At 34.0% G+C, this 20,131-nt stretch carries 15 protein-coding genes and 1 pseudogene; 9 read left to right on the forward strand and 7 right to left on the reverse strand.

Annotation, left to right across the window (positions count from 1 at the left end; genetic code table 11):
• The first annotated feature begins 6 nt into the window (after positions 1-6).
• The 6 genes from EKL98_RS04060 to EKL98_RS04085 all read left to right on the forward strand — a co-directional run bounded on the left by EKL98_RS04060 (position 7) and on the right by EKL98_RS04085 (position 5,004).
• Entirely contained in the window at positions 7-237 is a 231-nt protein-coding gene (locus tag EKL98_RS04060) for a hypothetical protein (RefSeq protein WP_126561623.1), read from the forward strand.
• Positions 238-272: 35 nt separating this feature from the next.
• Complete coding sequence (locus EKL98_RS04065; RefSeq protein WP_233588543.1) at positions 273-1,028, forward strand: hypothetical protein; 756 nt, start codon at positions 273-275, stop codon at positions 1,026-1,028.
• Positions 1,029-1,108: 80 nt separating this feature from the next.
• Positions 1,109-1,615, forward strand: a complete 507-nt coding sequence (locus EKL98_RS04070) for a DUF6702 family protein (RefSeq protein ID WP_126458867.1) — start codon at positions 1,109-1,111, stop codon at positions 1,613-1,615.
• A 59-nt stretch (positions 1,616-1,674) separates the two neighbouring features.
• Positions 1,675-3,918, forward strand: coding sequence for a M1 family metallopeptidase (locus EKL98_RS04075; RefSeq protein ID WP_126561624.1), 2,244 nt, complete (start codon positions 1,675-1,677; stop codon positions 3,916-3,918).
• A gap of 109 nt (positions 3,919-4,027) precedes the next feature.
• Complete coding sequence (locus EKL98_RS04080; RefSeq protein WP_126451902.1) at positions 4,028-4,429, forward strand: Sec-independent protein translocase subunit TatA/TatB; 402 nt, start codon at positions 4,028-4,030, stop codon at positions 4,427-4,429.
• Positions 4,429-5,004: a phosphatase PAP2 family protein gene (locus tag EKL98_RS04085; protein WP_126554537.1), complete on the forward strand. Its 576-nt coding sequence runs from the start codon at positions 4,429-4,431 to the stop codon at positions 5,002-5,004. The genes EKL98_RS04080 and EKL98_RS04085 overlap by 1 nt, the downstream gene beginning before the upstream one ends.
• A gap of 128 nt (positions 5,005-5,132) precedes the next feature.
• Here EKL98_RS04085 and EKL98_RS04090 read toward each other — a convergent pair whose 3' ends face one another.
• Entirely contained in the window at positions 5,133-5,774 is a 642-nt protein-coding gene (locus EKL98_RS04090; RefSeq protein ID WP_126458875.1) for an O-methyltransferase, read from the reverse strand.
• Between the two features lie 80 nt (positions 5,775-5,854).
• On the opposite strand from EKL98_RS04090, the gene rlmN reads away from it, so the two are divergent.
• Together rlmN and EKL98_RS04100 are read left to right on the forward strand one after the other, a co-directional pair.
• Positions 5,855-6,898 (forward strand): 23S rRNA (adenine(2503)-C(2))-methyltransferase RlmN, encoded by a 1,044-nt coding sequence (rlmN, locus tag EKL98_RS04095; RefSeq protein WP_126554535.1) that lies wholly within the window; start codon positions 5,855-5,857, stop codon positions 6,896-6,898.
• 64 nt (positions 6,899-6,962) lie between these two features.
• Positions 6,963-7,940, forward strand: a complete 978-nt coding sequence (locus EKL98_RS04100) for a polyprenyl synthetase family protein (protein ID WP_126458881.1) — start codon at positions 6,963-6,965, stop codon at positions 7,938-7,940.
• Between the two features lie 357 nt (positions 7,941-8,297).
• Here EKL98_RS04100 and EKL98_RS04105 read toward each other — a convergent pair whose 3' ends face one another.
• The 4 genes from EKL98_RS04105 to EKL98_RS04120 all read right to left on the reverse strand — a co-directional run bounded on the left by EKL98_RS04105 (position 8,298) and on the right by EKL98_RS04120 (position 16,661).
• A complete protein-coding gene (locus tag EKL98_RS04105) occupies positions 8,298-9,869 on the reverse strand; it encodes a SusD/RagB family nutrient-binding outer membrane lipoprotein (protein ID WP_126458884.1) in 1,572 nt (523 codons plus the stop codon).
• A gap of 10 nt (positions 9,870-9,879) precedes the next feature.
• Entirely contained in the window at positions 9,880-12,999 is a 3,120-nt protein-coding gene (locus EKL98_RS04110; protein ID WP_126561625.1) for a SusC/RagA family TonB-linked outer membrane protein, read from the reverse strand.
• Between the two features lie 595 nt (positions 13,000-13,594).
• A complete protein-coding gene (locus EKL98_RS04115; RefSeq protein ID WP_126554533.1) occupies positions 13,595-14,677 on the reverse strand; it encodes an ATP-binding response regulator in 1,083 nt (360 codons plus the stop codon).
• Positions 14,664-16,661, reverse strand: coding sequence for a sensor histidine kinase (locus tag EKL98_RS04120; protein ID WP_126458893.1), 1,998 nt, complete (start codon positions 16,659-16,661; stop codon positions 14,664-14,666). The genes EKL98_RS04115 and EKL98_RS04120 overlap by 14 nt, the downstream gene beginning before the upstream one ends.
• 307 nt (positions 16,662-16,968) lie before the next feature.
• Here EKL98_RS04120 and EKL98_RS04125 point away from each other — a divergent pair, with 307 nt between their 5' ends.
• Entirely contained in the window at positions 16,969-17,754 is a 786-nt protein-coding gene (locus EKL98_RS04125; protein WP_126458896.1) for a response regulator transcription factor, read from the forward strand.
• 130 nt (positions 17,755-17,884) lie between these two features.
• On the opposite strand, the pseudogene rlmB reads toward EKL98_RS04125, so the two are convergent.
• Together rlmB and EKL98_RS04135 are read right to left on the reverse strand one after the other, a co-directional pair.
• A pseudogene (gene rlmB / locus EKL98_RS04130) lies at positions 17,885-18,615 on the reverse strand (23S rRNA (guanosine(2251)-2'-O)-methyltransferase RlmB).
• A 69-nt stretch (positions 18,616-18,684) separates the two neighbouring features.
• Entirely contained in the window at positions 18,685-20,124 is a 1,440-nt protein-coding gene (locus EKL98_RS04135; protein WP_126458899.1) for a SusD/RagB family nutrient-binding outer membrane lipoprotein, read from the reverse strand.
• Positions 20,125-20,131: the final 7 nt, after the last annotated feature.

The raw sequence follows: 20,131 nt of genomic DNA on the forward strand, positions 1-20,131 counted from the left end.
GTTGTTTTGGAGAAAAAAGAAAACGATATCAAATTAATTTCTGAATTGTACAATCCAGAATATTTTACGGTTCAATTGGGGATTGCAAGTGATTACGTTACTGGTTTTAAATATTTTATAGTAGAAAATGAAATTTTTTTGGAAGTTTTAGCCTCCAAAAATAAACAAAAGACTACTTTTTTTATGGTAGCTTTGGCCGAAGAATATAAGGCTATACTTGCCAAAGAAAATAGATAACAGTCTTTAAAAAAATAATACTAAAAAAAATCACAATGAAAACAAGAATAAAAATCATTTGTTTAATTTTCTTTTGCCAATTTTCTTTTGGTCAAAATGAAAGCAGGAAGTCTTTACATGGTCAGTTTATTAACGAATCTGCTTTAGTGGATCACGGGTATGTTTTTAATTTAAATTCAAAAACCAGAACTTTTATAAGTAATCAGGGCTTTTTTGATATTTTGGCGAAAGCGAAAGATACGTTGCTTGTTTCAAGTAGTTTATTCAAGTCTAAAAAGATAGTTGTTGCGGAAAAAGATTTTGAAAAATCGTTGTTTGTAATTAATTTAGAGACGCAAACTACGCTGCTCAATGAAGTTATTGTGAAACGAAAAGCCGAAATTAAACCCATAGTAGGAGGTTCGCAGCGCATTGTAGATATGCAATTTGTAGATGACGAAAAATCATCTCCTATTAATAGAACAATGCCGTCAGACGGGACTATAGAAAACGGAATGGATTTTGTCAGAGTGTTCAAAATGGTTTCGAAATTATTTAAGAAAGATTCCGAAGATAAAGCAGGTTTAAATCCAAATGTAGATTTTTCGGATGTAGTCTCGAAAGGAATGGATGCTTATTTTTTTACCAATACATTGAGGTTGAAAAAGGATGAGATAGGTCTTTTTCTGGATTATTGTGAGGGTGATCCAAAAGCAAAAACCCTTTTGAAACAAGAAGATGAGTTTTTGCTGATTGATTTCTTAATTACCAAGAACGAAGAGTTTAAAAGAATTACTACTTTTGAAAAATGAAATCGCCATGATTCCAGAATACAAATAAGATTGAAGAATGGCGATACCATTTTCCGATAAAAAACAAATAGAATCTTCGAATGAAAAAAATAATTTTAATTTCCTTTTTTGGACTGCTATTTTTGACGTTAACTTCGTTCAGTATGCACAAGTTTTACGTGGCATTGTATCAGGTGAATTACGCTCCCGAAAAGAAAATGCTCCAAATCACCTCGCGTATTTTTGTAGATGATTTGAATAGTGCTATCGGAAAAAAGTACAGTAAAAAAATCAACTTGGGTTCTGAGAAAGAAACCGCTGCGGATTTGGTTTTATTGAAAAAGTATTTCACTGAAAAGTTTTCCATAAAAATTAATGGACATCCCACCACGATGTATCTTTTGAGTAAAGAAATGGAAGGCGATGTGCTTATTTGTTATTTGAGCATAAAAGATATTCCAAAAATAACGACTCTTGAAGTGTATAATACAGTCCTTATTGAAGGAAATAACGAGCAGCAAAACATCATGCATTTTAAGGTTTTTGGGATTAAAAACACGATGCTGTTTACAGATTCTGTATCAACTGGAGTTTTAAAGTATGAATAAATTTTGAAACGGCTATTTAAAATGCTAGTTTCACACAATTAATGAACCATAAATTTACTATGAAAAAAATATTTTTATTTTTATTTCTTCCTGCGTTGTTAGTTGCGCAAGAAAAATCGACTACGGTAACGCCAAAACAAACCGGAAAGTACGATACCAATAAGTTTAGTCAAATGTATGATTTGTTAGCTACGCCTAACCTATTTCGTACGGCTTCAGGAGCTCCGGGTCCTGCTTATTACCAGCAACAAGCTGATTATAAAATCAATATTGATTTAGACGACAAAAATTCTAAGCTAACAGGCTCTGAAACTATTACGTATTATAATAATTCACCTGATACCTTAGAATATTTGTGGGTACAACTAGACCAAAATCAATCCGCTAAAAATTCGCAAACCCCTTTAGCAGAAAGCCAAAGAATGGAACAGGTTTTTCCGGCGGGAAACTTCACAAATAAGTTTTTAAAACAAGAATTAGAGCGTGGTTTTAATATTGACTTTGTAAAAGACGCGAAAGGAAATCCGTTATCTTTTACGATCAACCAAACTATGATGCGTATTAATTTAGAGACACCGATGAAACCAGGAGAGAAATTCTCTTTTGCAATCAATTGGTGGTATAATATCAATAATTACAGAGCTGAAGGCGGCCGATCCGGGTATGAATTATTTGAAAAATCAGGAAATAAATTATATGTAATTGCGCAGTTTTATCCTAGAATGGCAGTATACAATGATGTTGAAGGATGGCAGAATATGCAATTTTGGGGAACGGGAGAGTTTACGTTGCCTTTTGGTGATTTTGATGTGAACATCACGGTACCTGCAGATCACATTATGGAAGCTACGGGTGATCTTATGAATAGGAGTGAAGTGTTTACGGCGGCGCAACTAAAAAGATATGAGTTAGCACAAAAAACGTACGACAAACCTGTAGTTGTTGTTACGCAAGCAGAGGCGGAAGCTAGCGAAAAAGGATTTTCAGATAAGAAAAAAACATGGAAATTTAGCGCTAAAAACGTGAGGGATTTTGGTATTGCTACTTCTAGAAAGTTTATATACGATGCAATGGCCGTTAAATTGAATGATAAAACGGTAATGGCAATTTCAGTTTATCCAAAAGAATCCAATCCACTTTGGGGAGAAACGGCAACAAGAACCGTAGCACACACGCTGAAAAGTTATTCAGCGCATACTTTTGACTATCCTTATCCTAAAGCAGTTTCAGTATCTGCTGAAGATCAAGGAATGGAGTATCCAATGATTTGTTGGAATTACGGGCGTCCAGATGAAAAAGGTGTTACTAGTGATCGCATAAAAAATGGAATGATAGGTGTAACAATTCATGAAGTAGGACACAATTTCTTTCCTATGATTGTAAATTCTGATGAACGTCAATGGTCCTGGATGGATGAAGGATTGAATACCTTTATGCAGTATATGGCAGAGCAAGAAATGGGAACTAATTTTCCTTCCAGTCGTGGTCCAGCAAGTAAGATCGTTCCGTACATGAGCGGGGATCAAAAATTCTTGGAGCCTATTATGTCTAATTCGGAGACAATAGTTCAATTTGGGGCAAACGCCTACGGAAAGCCAGCAACAGGCTTAAATATCCTTAGAGAAACTATCATGGGAAGAGAGTTGTTTGATCATGCTTTTAAAGTATATGCAAACCGATGGAAATTCAAGCACCCAACACCAGAAGATTTTTTTAGAACTATGGAAGATGCTTCTGCAGTAGATTTAGATTGGTTTTTCAGAGGTTGGTTCTACTCCACGGATTTTGTAGATATAGGCATCAAGGAAGTTAAACAATATTATGTTTCACTGACTCCCACGAAAGATTTAAAAGACGCCACAGTACGAAGAGGTCGTTTTGGACAAGAAAAAGGACCCTTCCTTTATTTAGTCCCAGAAACAAGTGAAGAATTGTCCGCTAAAGATAAAAAAGCATTGGCAATTGCAGATGTAAATTTACTTTCGGAGTATGTAAATCAAAATTTTACTGCAGATGAAAAAGCTAAACTTAAATCGCCAAAGTATTTCTATGAAGTAGATTTCAACAAGCCAGGCGGTATGTTAATGCCAATCATTGTTGAGCTAACCTATGAAGATGATACAAAAGAAACCTTCAAATATCCTGCGCAAATCTGGAGAAAAAACAATGATACGGCTAAGAAAGTGTATGCAACTGAAAAAGCAATCAAAAAAATCCAGATAGATCCAAAATTAGAAACAGCTGATATTGATGTAACCAATAACACGTGGCCAAAAGAAGAAGTGAAGTCTAAATTTGATTAAATAAACGGTACTGCTAAAAAAAGACTCTAAAAAGAGTCTTTTTTTATGAAAAAATTAAAACGCAAAGTTTCAAAATTAGGTATCTTTGTAGCAACTAAAAACAAAAAATATGTTTGGCATAGGAGGAGGAGAATTAATATTTATTATGTTTATAGTGCTCATGCTTTTTGGGTCAGATAAAGTACCTGAAATGGCACGTACGATGGGTAAAGCAATGGCGCAATTGAAAAATGCAACTAACGATATAAAAAGCGAAATTCAAAAAGGAGCAGAGGCGAATGGGTTTGACACCAAATCTTTGAGCGATTTTCGAGGTAATATTACGACTGAAATCAATAAAGCAAAGGACAATTTGATGGGGGATACCTCGCAATTTAAAAACATTACAGAAGGCGTATCGACCGAAATTAATAAAACTACTGAGAGTTTACGGGAAGAAACAACTTCGCAGATCAACACAACAAAAGAAATTATTGAAGATGCCGCAGGTCCCATAAAACGTCAGGTATAATGATAGAAAAAATAGTATCCCTTGATACCCAGTTATTTGTTTATTTGAATGGTTTAGGTTCGACCACTTATGATGGGTTTTGGCTGTTTATCACCAGTCAATTCAATTGGATTCCGCTTTTTTTGCTTTTGTTGTATTTCATTTATAAAAAATTAGGCCTACAGCAAACCTTATATGTATTGTTGTTTGCAGCTCTTTTAGTGACAATTACAGATCAGACAACGAACTTATTCAAGAACGGATTTCAACGATTGCGTCCCTGTAATAATCCGGAAATCAATTCCTTTATTCGTATTGTGCAAGTCCGCAATTCCTTTAGTTTTTTCTCGGGTCACTCCTCAAACACAATGGCTGTTTGCGTTTTTTTATACTTTGTTCTCAAAAAAACGACTAAATATATGGCCTTTCTGTTCTTATGGCCTTTAGTTTTTGCCTACAGTAGAATCTATTTAGGATTGCATTATCCATTGGATATTTTATCCGGCTATTTATGTGGCGTTATTTTTGGAACACTTATGTTTAAAGGATATACAATAGCACAGAAAAAATATTTCCCAGTTAATCCTATCAAGTAGCAGGAGTCGTTTCCTGCTCTAGACTGTATTTCCGATATAAAACTACGATTAAAGATCTTGTTTTTCTACATCGGGAGATGTCGTTCCTGCCGGGGCTAAGGTATTTGGTTTCAAAAAAAGATTGCTAACTAAAGCACTCTGCTCACTGTCAATCCATCACGAATAGGCAATAAAACAGTTTCTATACGGGGGTCATTTTTTAATAATTGATTGTAGGCTTGTAATACTTTTGTACTCACATCATTGGTTTGTAAGGGTTCCAGAACTTTTCCGCTCCACAAAACATTATCGGATAGGATAACGCCGCCTTTATTCATTTTAGGAACAATCATTTCAAAATAATTCAGATAATTTTCTTTATCAGCATCGATGAAGACCAAATCAAATTGCAGTTCTAAAGTTGGGATTATGGCTGTTGCTTCACCTAAATGTTGTACAATTTGCTTTCCCCAAGATGACTTGTCAAAATGTTTGCGCTGGAAATCAACTAATTCTTCTTTGATGTCAATCGTATGCAATTGACCATTTTCCCGCATGCCTTCGCACAAACATAAAGCGGAATACCCGGTATAAGTCCCAATTTCCAGAATGTTCATAGGTCGAATCAATTTTGATAGCATACTCAAAACCCGACCTTGAAAATGACCACTTAACATGCGTGGCAATAAAATTTTCTGGTAGGTTTCTTTATTTAGTGCCGCTAATAAAGCAGGCTCTTTTTCGGAATGTTGCTCGATATAATCTTCTAATTCTTGGGAAATGAAATGCATTAGTTGAGTTTTTTCAATTTGTGACAAAGTTATCAAATTATCAAATCAACAAATCAACAAATTGTCATTAACTTTGCACCATGCAAATCGAGAAAAAAGACATACGAGCGGTATCCAAAGAACAATTACGCGAATTTTTTATCACTAACGGAGACAAAGCCTTTCGCGGAAATCAGGTCTACGAATGGTTGTGGAGCAAAGGTGCGCATAGTTTTGAGGATATGACTAATGTGTCTAAAGAAACGCGTGCTATGCTTGAAACACACTTCGTGATCAACCATATCAAAGTAGATACAATGCAACGCAGTGAAGACGGAACGGTAAAAAATGCTGTACGTTTGCATGATGGGTTGGTGGTGGAATCAGTCTTGATTCCTACTAATACCAGGACTACAGCTTGTGTTTCCAGTCAGGTGGGGTGTAGTTTGGATTGTAATTTTTGCGCTACAGCGCGATTAAAAAGAATGCGAAATCTGGAGCCAGCGGAAATTTATGATCAGGTAATAGCCATTGATAAAGAAAGCCGTTTGTATTACAATCATCCGTTATCAAATATCGTTTTCATGGGAATGGGAGAACCTCTTATGAACTATAACAATGTCTTGAAAGCTATTGAAATGATTGTTTCTCCAGAAGGGTTAGGAATGTCGCCTAAACGCATTATGGTTTCTACTTCAGGAGTGCCTAAAATGATTAAGAAATTAGCGGATGATGAGGTGAAGTTTAAGTTGGCCGTTTCGCTACATTCAGCAATCGATGAAATTCGTTCCAGAATCATGCCGTTTAGCGCAAACTTTCCATTGGCAGAGTTGCGGGAATCATTAGAGTATTGGTACCGAAAAACAAAAAGCAAAATTTCCTACGAATATGTTGTTTGGAAAGATATAAATGACAATAAAGCTTCGATAGAGGCCTTAGTAAAGTTTTGTAAATATGTTCCTTGCAAAGTGAATCTTATTGAATATAATCCCATTGATGATGGGGAGTTTCAACAAGCCTCTGATGAATCAATAGAGGCGTACATAAAAGCGCTTGAGGCTGCCGGAATTGTTGTAAAAGTGCGAAGAAGTCGCGGTAAAGATATAGATGCTGCCTGCGGACAATTAGCAAACAAGGAAGCGTAAAAGGATTCGGTTTTTATGGAAATATCAAAATAATGGCAGGTTAATAATGTACCTTTGAATTCTAATGAATGTGACCTCTAAAATTAAACAGCCCATTTTTGATGAAATGGAACTTTTTGAAAAAAAGTTCTACGAATCGATGACGTCTCAAGTGGCTTTGTTGAATAGAATCACGTATTATATTGTCAATAGAAAAGGAAAACAAATGCGTCCCATGTTTGTTTTTTTGACGGCCAAAATGGTTTCGGCAGGAGTTGTAAACGAGCGTACATATCGCGGCGCTTGTGTTATTGAACTTATTCATACCGCTACATTAGTTCATGATGATGTAGTAGATGACAGCAACCGCAGAAGAGGTTTTTTCTCGCTAAATGCGCTTTGGAAAAATAAAATTGCCGTACTTGTTGGTGATTATTTGTTGTCCAAAGGATTGTTGCTTTCTATAGACAATGGTGATTTCGATTTACTCCGAATTATTTCCGTAGCAGTACGTGAAATGAGTGAAGGGGAATTACTCCAAATTGAAAAAGCCCGAAGACTTGACATTACAGAAGATATCTATTATGAAATCATTCGGAAAAAGACAGCTACACTTATTGCTGCCTGTTGTGCTCTGGGAGCAAGATCAGTAATTGAAGAGGAAGTTCAGGTTGAAAACATGCGCAAGTTTGGAGAACTCATAGGCATGGCTTTTCAAATAAAAGATGATTTATTTGATTATACGGAGGAAGCTATTGGTAAACCAACCGGAATTGACATCAAAGAACAAAAGATGACATTGCCACTTATTCATGTTCTGAATACGTGTACTTCAAAAGAAAAAACGTGGTTGATCAACTCCATAAAAAACCATAATAAAGATAAAAAACGCGTCAAAGAAGTGATTGCTTTTGTGAAAAACAATAACGGATTGCTTTATGCGGAACAAAAAATGGTCGAATTTCAGCAAGAAGCCCTTTTGATTTTGGATAACTATCCCAATTCTGAATTTAAAGAGGCACTTATTTTAATGGTAAATTATGTCATTGAAAGAAAAAAATAATTTTTTTTAAAATAATCTTTTCTCGTTAACTATCCATTTTATTAATTTTTTTAAACCTAAAATTTTGGCAGTGTTTTTCTTTTTAAGAACTCTTGCTGCGTTTCAAACTTGCAAAGGGTTTAGTTTTTAAATGACAGTCTTACTTTGTCTTTTTTTTATAACTTAAGCAGTGGATTGGAGGACATAAGCACGGCATGAGCCGAATTTGATAGTACGGAGCGTAATTCAAATAAGAAGCTTAATCTGTGTCAAAGGAACTTTTTAAACAAAAAAAAACAGTAGCGAACATTTGTTTACTACTGTTTAAAAATTGTAATTTTTTAGTATTCTTCTTTTTAAAAACTAATTAAAGGATAATTAATTTTTGTCCCAAATCAATTTAGTGGTTAGTAAATCACCACCTATATTAGAGGATGCTTGTTGATAATTTTCGCCGTTTAACTGAGGGGAGTTCACGGGATAATTAAGGCGACTTGGCATTTCTGTCAAATTGTTTAAAGCTTTAAAGGTATAGGTTGTTGCGCCTTCAAAAGGATTATTCAAGGCATAAGTACCGCCTGGTTTCAAGATTGTATTAGGGAATCCAGTTCGTCTGTGTTCTGACCAGGCCTCTGTAGGCTGCATGTAAAGCGCTATGTATTTTTGAGTCAGTACATTTTCTTTTGATGGTGGGGCCAGGTTCGTTAAGTAGGTACTAATTTTAGCTGCTGTGACTCCCCAACGTTCCATGGAAGCTCTTACGCCATTGGTGTAATTTGTATTGTTCCAATTGTTATTTTCGGCCAATAAAAATTCAACTTCCGCATATTCCATAAAGTATTCAGTATAATTAGTTTTAAGAATATTAGAACTAAATCGCGATGTATTAGGTAACTGTGATGGTGCTGATGCACTAGGAATTCCATATGGCATTCCGATATATTGGGCTAAATCATCAGTTTCTGTATACAAGTTGTTACCCACATCTTCTAAGGATGCAGTTATTGGAGCTGCATATTTTTGCAACCTTGGATCCGCACTATTGTTTCCTAAAGTTCCTTTTAATAAGTCTACAAAAGTATTAGAAATCGTAAAATCATCTCTGTTGTTTATAAAAAAAGCAATATAGAGTGGGCTAGGATTGATGGCATCATTTTGATAAGTCAAGCCAACATTATCTGAATTTGAAAGCATAACGCCCGAAGCGATTGCATCAGTAATGTGACCTTCGGCACCAGAAACAACTCCTTTTACTCTGTTTGCTATTCGTAAGCGCAGGGAGTTAGAGAATCTTTTTAGTTTTTGAGCATTTCCCTGAAAAAGTTGATCCCCTCGGGTAAAAACTACTTCAGTAGCTACAATCATTTCAGAGGCTTCTTGTAATTCTTTTAGAATATCAGCATATATTTTTTGCTGACTGGCATATTTGGGTTTCAGAATGCCTTTTTCTAATTGCAAAGCTTGAAAATCGGCATCACTATTTCCGTAAGAGTAATAAGGGACATCACCATAGGTGTCTACTAATTGAGAAAAAGTATACGCCAGCATTATTCTTGCCGCAGCTATTTGATTGTCATTATTTCCATAAGATGACATTTCAGCTCTTGTTGCAGGATCTACATTCAAATCTATGACTAACTTATAATTATTGGCAGCTAAATAATAGGAGTTGTATAAAGCAGTATTGGTTTCCTGTCTGAATTGGAAGCGATCCTCTTCTGTGTAATTTGTCTGTGCCGAATATTGAACCCATGGTAAAGTCATTCTAGCAGAAGAGAATGGGCCTCTGGTTCCGTCCATAATGGCTTTATTGGCAAAGTTGAATACTCCATAGCTAGGTACGGATACCGGTCTGTTTGGGTCATTGTTGATTTCTTCTAAATCAGCGGTGCAGCTTGTGGTTACAAGTATAGCAATAAATGCTAAGGCAGATATGATTCTTTTTTTCATGATTTTTTTATTAGAATTTAAATTCCAGGTTCATTCCGTAGGTTCTGGTAGAAGGCAATGAACCTCCTTCGATACCTTGTGTATTGCCACTTCCGTATGAAGCCATTTCTGGATCCATTCCTTTCCAGGCCAATCCCCAAGCAAATAAGTTTCTTCCATAAACAGATAGTTTAATACTGCTAAAAGGACTTTCTTTTTTGATTGGCAAGTTGTATCCAAAAGATACTTCTCTTAATTTGATGTAATCAGCATCAAAAACATTTTGAGCATCTACAGTGTTGTAATGTGCTTGTGCCCATGTTCTTGCAGGAATATTTTGTGTATTTTGTGTTCCGTCAGCCAAAACACCATCTACAACAATTCCATTTTCTCTTATTCCGTTTGCTGCAGAATTTTCAAGCATTCCAGAATAAGTTCCCCACATGTGAGTAGTAGAGAAATAACTACCACCTTTTTGAATGTCAATTAAAGCACTCAAGCTAAAGTTTTTATACCGGAAAGCATTTCTTATTCCCATGTTGTAATCCGGTATAATAGATCCGAGTGATTTTTGTTCAGAGGCTACGTAATTTCCATCTGCTCCCACTAGCTTGTTCCCATTGTTGTCATATACAAAGTCAGTTCCGTAGAGTTGACCGTATTTTTGACCTACAACAGCTAATAAACGTGCTCTAAAAGGCCCTTGTGCTAATTGTAAACTCGTTACATCTTCGAATAATTCGACTAATTTGTTGTCATTTTTAGCAAAGTTCCAAGTGATGTCCCAGTTGAAATCTTCAGTTCGTATCGGGTTAATGTTCAAGGTAGTTTCGATACCTCTGTTTTGTAATTTACCTGCGTTAATCAGTTTAGAGCTAAATCCTGTGCTCGTTTCTAATTGTATCGGTGTAATTAAATCAGTTGTAATTACGTCATAATAGGATACGTCTAAATTTACTCTTTTTTTGAATAAACTGAATTCCAGACCAATTTCTTTAGTAGTTTTCAATTCAGGTACAAGATCAGCGTTATTAGAGCTTAAAGCCGTACTATATCGTGGATCACCTTGAAAAGGAGAATAAACGTCAATATAATTTTGAAGACGGTAAGGTGATGTGCTGTTTCCGGCTTGTGCCCAACCTGCTCTTAGTTTACCAAAATCCAACCAATCAATATCAGTCAGTTCAGAAAAAATAAAACTACCCGTTACCGAGGCGTAGTTTACGGATTTGCTAGTGGTACTAAACCAGTCATTTCTATCCGTAACTTCAAGAAATAACATGTTGTCATATCCCACCGAAGCAAAACCATAAAGACTATTAGTGGTCATGAATTGTTGCTCATTAGTAGCTAGAGCTTGTTCAGAACTGTTGGATAAGTTATACAATCCTGGCAATACTAATCCTCCTACAGACTCTCCGCGAATGGAGTTGAAGGAATAATTTCTTCTGTTTGCACCTAAAAACGAATTAACACTAAATTTTCCTATTTTTTTGTCAAAATGGACTCTTCCTTCATAATTGAAATCACTTAAAGTTCTGGTTTGATCCGTATAACTCGATTGAGCCTGTGAGCCTATAGCGACTCTTTCACTTACTCTAAAAGTATAAGTGTCAGCATACACATTTCCTACTACATATAATTCATCAGTGATGTTATATGTCAATTTAGCGTTTCCAAAAAGACGGTTTCTTTTGTCTTCGGATGTATTTTCATTGATGGTCCAATAGGCGTTGTCAGAATAATTAGGTGCAGCATCGTCAAAACCTTTTCTGTTCCAAGTTCTTTGGTCGCCATTGGCCAGTTTGTAATCCTTTAATTCATTGTAGTCCAATTGTCTTTGTCCCCATTGAAAGAATTTTTGTCCTAAACTATTGTCTCCATATCCTTGTTCGGGTCTGTTAAAACCTTTGGTCAAAGTATAGGTAGCCATAGCTTCTACTTTTAATTTATCCGATATTTTAGTACTCGCATTAAAAGAGAAGGTGTTTTTGGACAGTCTGCTATTTGGAACGATTCCGTCTGTACTTTGGTTCGCATAGGCAACTCTGATATTAGAATCTTCGGTTGCTTTCATGAAAGAGATCGAGTTGTTGCGTGTTACACCAGTTCTAAAAAAAGAACGAACATCGTTAGCAGGTGCAACCCATGACCTTTCTTTTAGAAAATCATTAGAAAATTCAGGATCAAAAGCATTCCAGGGAAGGTATTTTAAATTGGGATCGTATTTAGGTCCCCAGCTTTCATCTGTTCCATAATCAGGAACGTTGTATGTGGTTCCGTTTATGTTAGCTGTTCCAAAAGTAGTTGAATTACCACCACCATAAGAGTTTTGAAGGTTTGGCATGATGTTGATCGATTCGAGAGTGATTCCACTGTTGAATTCGATTACACCTTTTCCTTTTTTAGCTGATTTTGTAGTGTACAAAATGGCACCGTTACCGGCTCTATTCCCGTAAAGTGCGGCAGCAGGACCTCCTTTTAATACCGTAACGGATTCGATATCGTCTGGATTAATATCCGCAGAAGCGTCTCCATAATCCCTACCTCCGGCTCCTCTTTCGGTATTGGAGTCGTTATAATTACCATTGTCTAAAGGAATACCATCTATCACAATCAAAGGTTTGTTTTCTCCGGTTACGGATCCAATACCTCTCATGATAATTCGTGAAGAGCCTCCCATTGTTGATGGTGCAACTACTTGAACCCCTGCCACATTTCCAGAAAGAGCTGATACTGCATTGTTTTGACCACCTTGAGACAGTAAATCACCGCCTACTTCCTGAGTTGCATATCCTAGTGATTTTTTTTCTCTTTTGATTCCAAGGGCTGTAACTACAACACCTTCTAATTGTACAGCATCATCTTTCAGTTTGATTGTCAAATTAGTTGATGAAGCTAAGACTTCTTTACCGATCATTCCAATGTAGGAAAAAACCAGCATTTGTTCTGGTGCTACCATGATTTGAAATTTACCGTCAAAATCAGTCTGAATTCCGTTTGTGGTTCCTTTAACCAGAATGTTAACTCCTGGAATTGGTAATCCGCTTTCGTCGGAAACCAACCCGGAAACCATTCTTTCCTGAGCAAATGTAACTTGCGAAATCAGTGCTATTGCCAGCACCAAAAAGCTATTAAACATTAATTTCATATTAAAATATTTTTGAATTAGATTTTCAAAATTCTTAATAAATTCTTAACATTCCTAATTAAAACCTATTAAATATTAACGATAATTCAATATATTGAACAAATACTATTAATTATTCAATTTTTTTATTCAAAATAAATTAAGTATAATTGTGTTTTTTATCATAAAAAAGCACCTATTGATCTCAATATTATGATAATTTTTTGCGGATGCTTAATCTAGATATTATATATGGAAATGGAAGGAGTAGTTAAATATTATTAGTTTTTTTGCTTCGAAAAAGAACGGTATTTGGCACAGTTATATTACTAGGATTGAAAAACTGATTTGTATGAAGATACCTAATGAATTAATAATTAGGGCTTTATTTTCATACTGCCTTGGAGATTGCAAGTAACGATACTTATTGCGCTTTTTTTTTAATAATATCGAAGTTTTAAGTACTAAAGATGTCTTTGTCTTGTTTTATTTATCCTAAAAAAATACAGTATTAAATCAAACAAAAATACGAAAGAGGTTAGGTAGTTTAAACAGATTTAGCGGACACTAATGGTCTTTTATTAGTTGAGAAACTGCAGGATGCTTGTTATGTGTATCAGCAATTAGAGTCTAATGGAAGGAATATTTTAATGGTAGTGCCTTCATTCTCTTTTGAAACAATACTGAAAACACCATTTATTTTTTTTATAATTGTTTTGCTTAGATAAAGGCCCATGCCTAATCCCTGTTGTTCTCTCTCTTCTCTTTTGAATTGTTGCGCAGCACCAATTTTATTTAATTCAGCAGAACTAAACCCTATGCCAAAATCTTTAATAACCAGTTCATAGTATTCCTCATTATATTTTTGGCCGGAAACAATAATTGTAGGATCCTTTTTAGAAAATTTCAATGCATTATCAATTAATTCAAATAGGATGAATTTTAAGTGTCTTTGACTAATTTTTATAGTAGCTTCATCTATTTTGAAATTAATTGTATTGTTTTTTTTATCATAAATCTCAAAAATTTTGCTTGTAGTATTTACAAATGTCGTCGCTATTTCAGTTTTTGACTGGTGATCAAACTCGATTGTATTGTTTTTAAGATTTTGATAGAGTATTAAGTTTTGCATTGTTCTGTTTAATCGTTCTCCAGAGACCCTTATTGAATCATAAAATGTAGCGATTTCATTTTTTTTATAGTTTTCTGTAGCATCCATGAGCAATTCTATTGAACCTAAAATCCCGGAAAGAGGGGTGTTTATTTCATGTGCAAAATGATTTTTTTTGCCAATATATAAATTATTATTGGCATTCTTTATTTTTTCAAATCGTTCTATTTTTACATCTATTGTTTTTATTAACTCTTTGATTTTAAATGGTTTTGATAAAAAATCATCAACGCCTTCTAACAGGCATTTTCTCATCAAATTATTTTCTTTTTTTGCTGTCAGAAAAATAAAAGGAATGGGGCTCAAAGATTGGTTTTCTGAGATTGTTTTATGGAATACATGTCCGTCCATTACGGGCATCATTATATCGCATATAATTAAGTCAGGAATCCAGTATTCTAGTAGATCTAAAGCGTTTTGGCCATTAGAGGCAACTTTTACCTCGTAATTTTCATACCTTAGAAGTTCAGCAATGGTCTCTCTAATATTTGGGTCATCATCAACTAAAAGGATATTATTTTTTTTCATAAGGGAAAATTAATTTTATTCGAGTTCCAATGTTTTCTTGAGTTTTTAGTTCTATTTTACCGTTTAAAAAATCTGTAAATTGTTTTACAACTGCTAATCCTAATCCGGAACCAGTTATTGCCGTTGTATTTGAAGCTCTAAAAAAGGATGTAAATACATATTGAATATCATTTTCGGGAATTCCAATTCCAAAATCAATCACCTCTATTTCTAGTTCTTTTTCTAAATAGGTTATAAGGAGTAAAGGGTCTGGTTTTCCTTTGGAATATTTAAAGGCATTATTAATTAGATTCGTTAGAATGTGAGTCATTAAGATTTCATCTGTAATAAAAAAATGTTTTTCACCTTTTATTTTTACTTGAATTTTGCGTTTGTGATGTTGATTATTAAAATAAAGATTTAATAAGGAGTTAATGAATGTATTAAAATCTAGAACTTTTATTGTTTTTTGAATTTTTTCCGATTCGTATTTTCCAAAAATTAATATGTTGTTCATTAACTCGATCATTCGATCTACTTCATTTTTTATTCGTAACGTTATTTTTTCTAAGGATTGGTGTGTGTTTTTGTCAAAATGATCTAATTTAAGCTCAATGAGTTCCGCATTGGAATAAATAACCGTCAAAGGGGTTCTAAATTGATGAGACGCCATTGTAATAAACCTAGATTTCATTTCGTTAAGTTCTTTCTCTTTTTCAAATGCTATCTTGATTTCTTCGGTGGCTTTAATTCTATCGCTGACATCTCTGCTGGAAGTTTGTATACCAATGATTATGTTTTCATGATTTAATATTGTTTTTAAAGTGGTTTCCAGCCATATATAGGCATTGTCTTTTTTTCTAAAACGATACGTTACCGTTTTGTTTTTACTGCAATTAAGAAACGCTTTATAATAATTCAACATGTCTGTATGATCGTCAGGATGGATGTAATCAAATATTTTTTTGTTTATTAATTCATCAGGTGTATATCCTATTATTTCTTTTGAAGAATTTGAAATATAGTAATAACTTCCGTCCATTTTTTGTTGACAAATTATATCGGTTGTATTTTCTGCAATGAATCTAAATTTAGCTTCGGACAACTCTAATTGGTTTTCTTTTTCTTTAATCTCACTAATATCAGTATGTGTTCCAATGACTTTTGTCGGCTTTCCTTTTTTATTTTTTTTAAGTATTCCGGAATATTTTATCCATATTATATGTCCGTCTTTATGAATCATTCTTGAAGTTCCTTCATACCGATTTAATTTTTGCGTAACAAAATATTCTAAATCGATTGCAATTTGAATCATGTCCTCTGAGTGAATGCTTTTTTGCCATAATTCTTTATCTTGTATGATTTCTTCTTCAGTATATCCTAACATTCCTTCCCAATTATGAGAGTAGGTTGTTTTCTTAGTTTTAATATTCCATTCCCACATTGCTTGATTTGAACCGGCCATGTAAAAATCAAATCTTTCCAAAGTTTTTTTTAATTTTATATTAATTTTATCTTTGTAAAGCCTGTCTCCAATATTTTTAGCAACTGTGTGTAAGGTTTTAATTTGTTCCTCTTGCCATTTTCTTTCCTCTTTGCATATGGTGTAGCTGATCCAGCCCCAGAATGTAGTTTCCGAAAATATAGGGGTAAATAAATAGGATTTTATTCCTTTTGTTTCCATATATTTTTTAGAAATCACATTTTTATTGTCTCTGACAAGACCATGCAAAGACTTGTTTTTTGATAATATTTCATAAAGTTCTGAAAAATTATCGTAATTATGGTCGTTTTGATTAGGATTGTTAATTTCATTATCTGGTCTTTTATTGACAGAATGAAAGGTTATTATGCCGTTTTTTGTTTTGTTCTTATAAATAGTATAGCTGTCGATTTGTTGTTCTTTGGCAATGTCGCTTAAGTATAAGTCTAAGGCGTCATTTATGGAGTGTTTTTTTAATACAGTATTAGTGACTTTAGAAATGTTTATTAAGAGATTTTTCATCAATCTAAGACGGTTTTATTTATTTGATTTTTTCAATATAATAAATCAATTTTATTAAGACTAATTTATTTCTAATAAAGCATACGCCTTTCTGTTGTATGCGCAAAATTATTTTATCAGATAAAAAAATAATTGTAAATCAATCGGTCTCTTTTGTTAGATTTTTTAGGTGTAATTGCTTCATTTGCGAGGTGTAGTTCTTTAATCATAAATAAAGATATTTTAATTTTAATTTATATGAATACTAGTCCTAATGATTTAAAAAATAATAACAATAATTTAAAATAAAAATAGTTAATTTAGGTGCATGATAAATCAAAAAAGCGGAATAGTATTGATTGAAGATGATGTAGCGCTTGGCAACTCAATCTCGGAGTTATTGAGCCTGAGTGGTTTTAATGTGAACTGGTTCAAAGACGGTATTGATGCACTGTTATACTTAAACAAACACATACCCGATATTATTATTAGTGACTTGATGATGCCTAATATGAATGGAGAAGATTTGTATTTTAATATAAAAAAAAATGGTAAACTAAACGCAGTTCCATTTGTAATAATCACTGCTAATATAGACGATAGCGTTCAGTATAAGCTACTTGAAAACGGAGTCAATGATTTTATAGTAAAGCCTTTTAAGGTTAGAGAGTTAATTTTTAAAGTCAATAATTTACTTGAATTCAAAAATAATATAGAAAAAAAATTCAAACCAGATCCGTTTTCAAAAGTTACTATAAAATTATCTGAAAAAGATTTTCTTACGAGTGTAAATGAACATTTGTTGAATAATTTGAAATTGAATGTTGATATAGATGAATTGTCCAAACAGCTTTTTATTAGTAAATCAACTTTAGATAAAAGAATCAGAAAACTGACAAATAAGAACATCAGCCAATATATGAGAGAGTTTCGATTGGATTACGCCATTAAGCTGATCCATCTTGGAGAAAGAAACATACAGTTCTTGGTTCATGAAACAGGATTTAATTCATTTTCATATTTTACCACTAGTTTTAAGTTATATAGTAATCTGACGCCCAGAGATTATATAAAATCCATCCATAATGACAGTAAATTGCTGGAGAATAACTAAGAAAATAAGGAATAATTAATTGTTGTGTTTTTTTAATTTATTAATAAAGGTCTGGACTTTTTACAAGTAAAAAAAATGAATTTACCGAAGTCATAACTCTTCTTTAGAAGAGGTTGTTACAATAAAAATTCTAAGATCGTTGTCTTGTCGCTTCACATAAGAAAGCACCACAGGCTACCGAAATGTTTAATGATCTAATGGTTCCAAACCATTGGAAGTTTTGCTTTTTTATCAACAATTTCAAGAAACGAAGGATTTACACCACGATCTTCAGATCCTATAATAATCGCTACGGGTTCATTAAGTAAAATGTCATATATATTGATCTGTTTTCTCAATGGCCACAACGTTCTTTATACCAGTAGCCTGCAACAAAAAAATAGTGTCTTTGATGCGTCCTACTGTACAAATAAGAATATTAAAAACGGCGCCTGCAGATGTTTTACCTTATCATCGTTTATTGGTGCTGAACCTGCTTTTTGAACGATAATTTCATTTACTCCTGTACATTCGGCCGTTCTTTTGATAGCACCAAAATTATGGGCATCCGATATTTACCAAAATTAATAACAAAGGTTTCTTTCCATTCTCTATTACGGATTCAATCAAAGATTCTAAATCAAAAAAGGAAATTGTCGGGATAGTTGCCACCGCACCTTGATGATTGTTAGGAGTCAATCTGTTTAGTTTTTCAACTTGAACATACGAAAAGTTGATGTTTCTGCGATTCATCACTTTCATTAAGTTTTACATTAGTTTGCTTCTTGCTTCCTTTTGAATATAAACTTTGTCTACTGTTGCACCCGCTTATATAGCTTCAATTATCGCTCTAATCTCAAATATTTTATGTTCTTTTTCTATCATGCAAAAGATATAAAAAAAAACCACCCCAAAAAATGGGGTGGTTTTAATAATTGAATTAAGTGATAACTAGAATTTATCCCAGAAAAGTTTTGTTGTTTGTTTATCACCTCCAATTGCGGCAGATGCAGCAGTATAGTTGGCGTTATTTAAATTTTGTTCATTAATAGGGTAGGTGTATCTCGTTGGAACTGGATCTTCAGATACTGCTGGTAAGTTAAAGCCAGGGAAATCATAACTTCTCCAAGCAGTCCATGCTTCGTAACCTCTGTTATACATAGCTAACCAAAGTTGGGTGCCAATTTTTACTCTCCAAGTTCCTTGTGCTGTGGCATAATTTACTTTAGTACTTAATAAATAATTAGCTGCATTTGGAGCTCCCCAATAGTCAAATGATGCAGTAATACCTTTATTGTAAAAATCAGCAGCTGTAGCAGGTGTTCCTGATATAGAGCGCTCCGCTGCGTCCGCTAAGTAAAAGCAAACTTCTGAATAATCTATTAACGATGCTGGATTAGTTGGGTCTATTACTCTTGCGCTTACATGAGTGTAAGATGAAAAAGCATTATTATCACCATAAGGTCCGCCTTCGTAAACACCTGCCCCTTTATTTTGATCGAAGTAAAAAGGTCTTCTAGGGTCATTAAGATCATTCATTTTATCCACTAATGTATTAGCAATAACAAAATCCGATCTTCCTGATTGTACTAAATCAACCCAAACTGGATTAGTATTGGGAGTAGCACTGGAATAAGCTAAAGCAGCATTATCGGCGTTTGATGTGAATACTCCACCACTAACAGCCGATTTAATTGCAGCAGTTGATTGAGCAGTCATTGCCGAAACATCCGCAACTCTTACTCCCATTCTTAATAACAATGAATTACCGAATTTTTTCCATTTAGCTGTATTTCCTCCGTAAATATTATCTGCTGCTCCAAAACCGGTGTTAGATAAGTTTGGAATTGTAGCAGTTAAACGAGTAAGCAAATCGCTGTAAATTGTCGCTGCGTCATCATATTTGGGTAATACGTATTTACCTGCATTCAACGCTTGAGTATATGGAATGTTTCCAAAAGTTTCAACCATTTGCGCCCAAGTATAAATTGCCAAAATCTCAATTTGAGCATTTCTTGTTTTTCTGGTAGCCTCTGATATTGCAGTATCTGCATCATTATTTGTTTTTGCAGTTGCTAAATCCAATAAAACATCTCGGTACATTTCAGACCAGTGGTTTTGTGGGATATTACGAGTATTGAAATCATAATTGGCTTCATCTACATACGTTGTTTCAGTCCAATGTTGACCTAACATCCTAAAGATATTTGTATTTACATTGGTGCTGGTCATCTGATCGAACAAACTCTTGGTCGCAGCATTGAATAAAAAATCTGAACTAACCTGAGTAGGGTTCTTTGGATCTCTATTTTTATCTTCATATTGGTCGTCAGATTGACATGATACCATTAAAGTAATAATAGTTAATGTTGTTAATATTATTTTTTTCATAATTTAA

The organism is Flavobacterium bomense, from assembly GCF_003970355.1.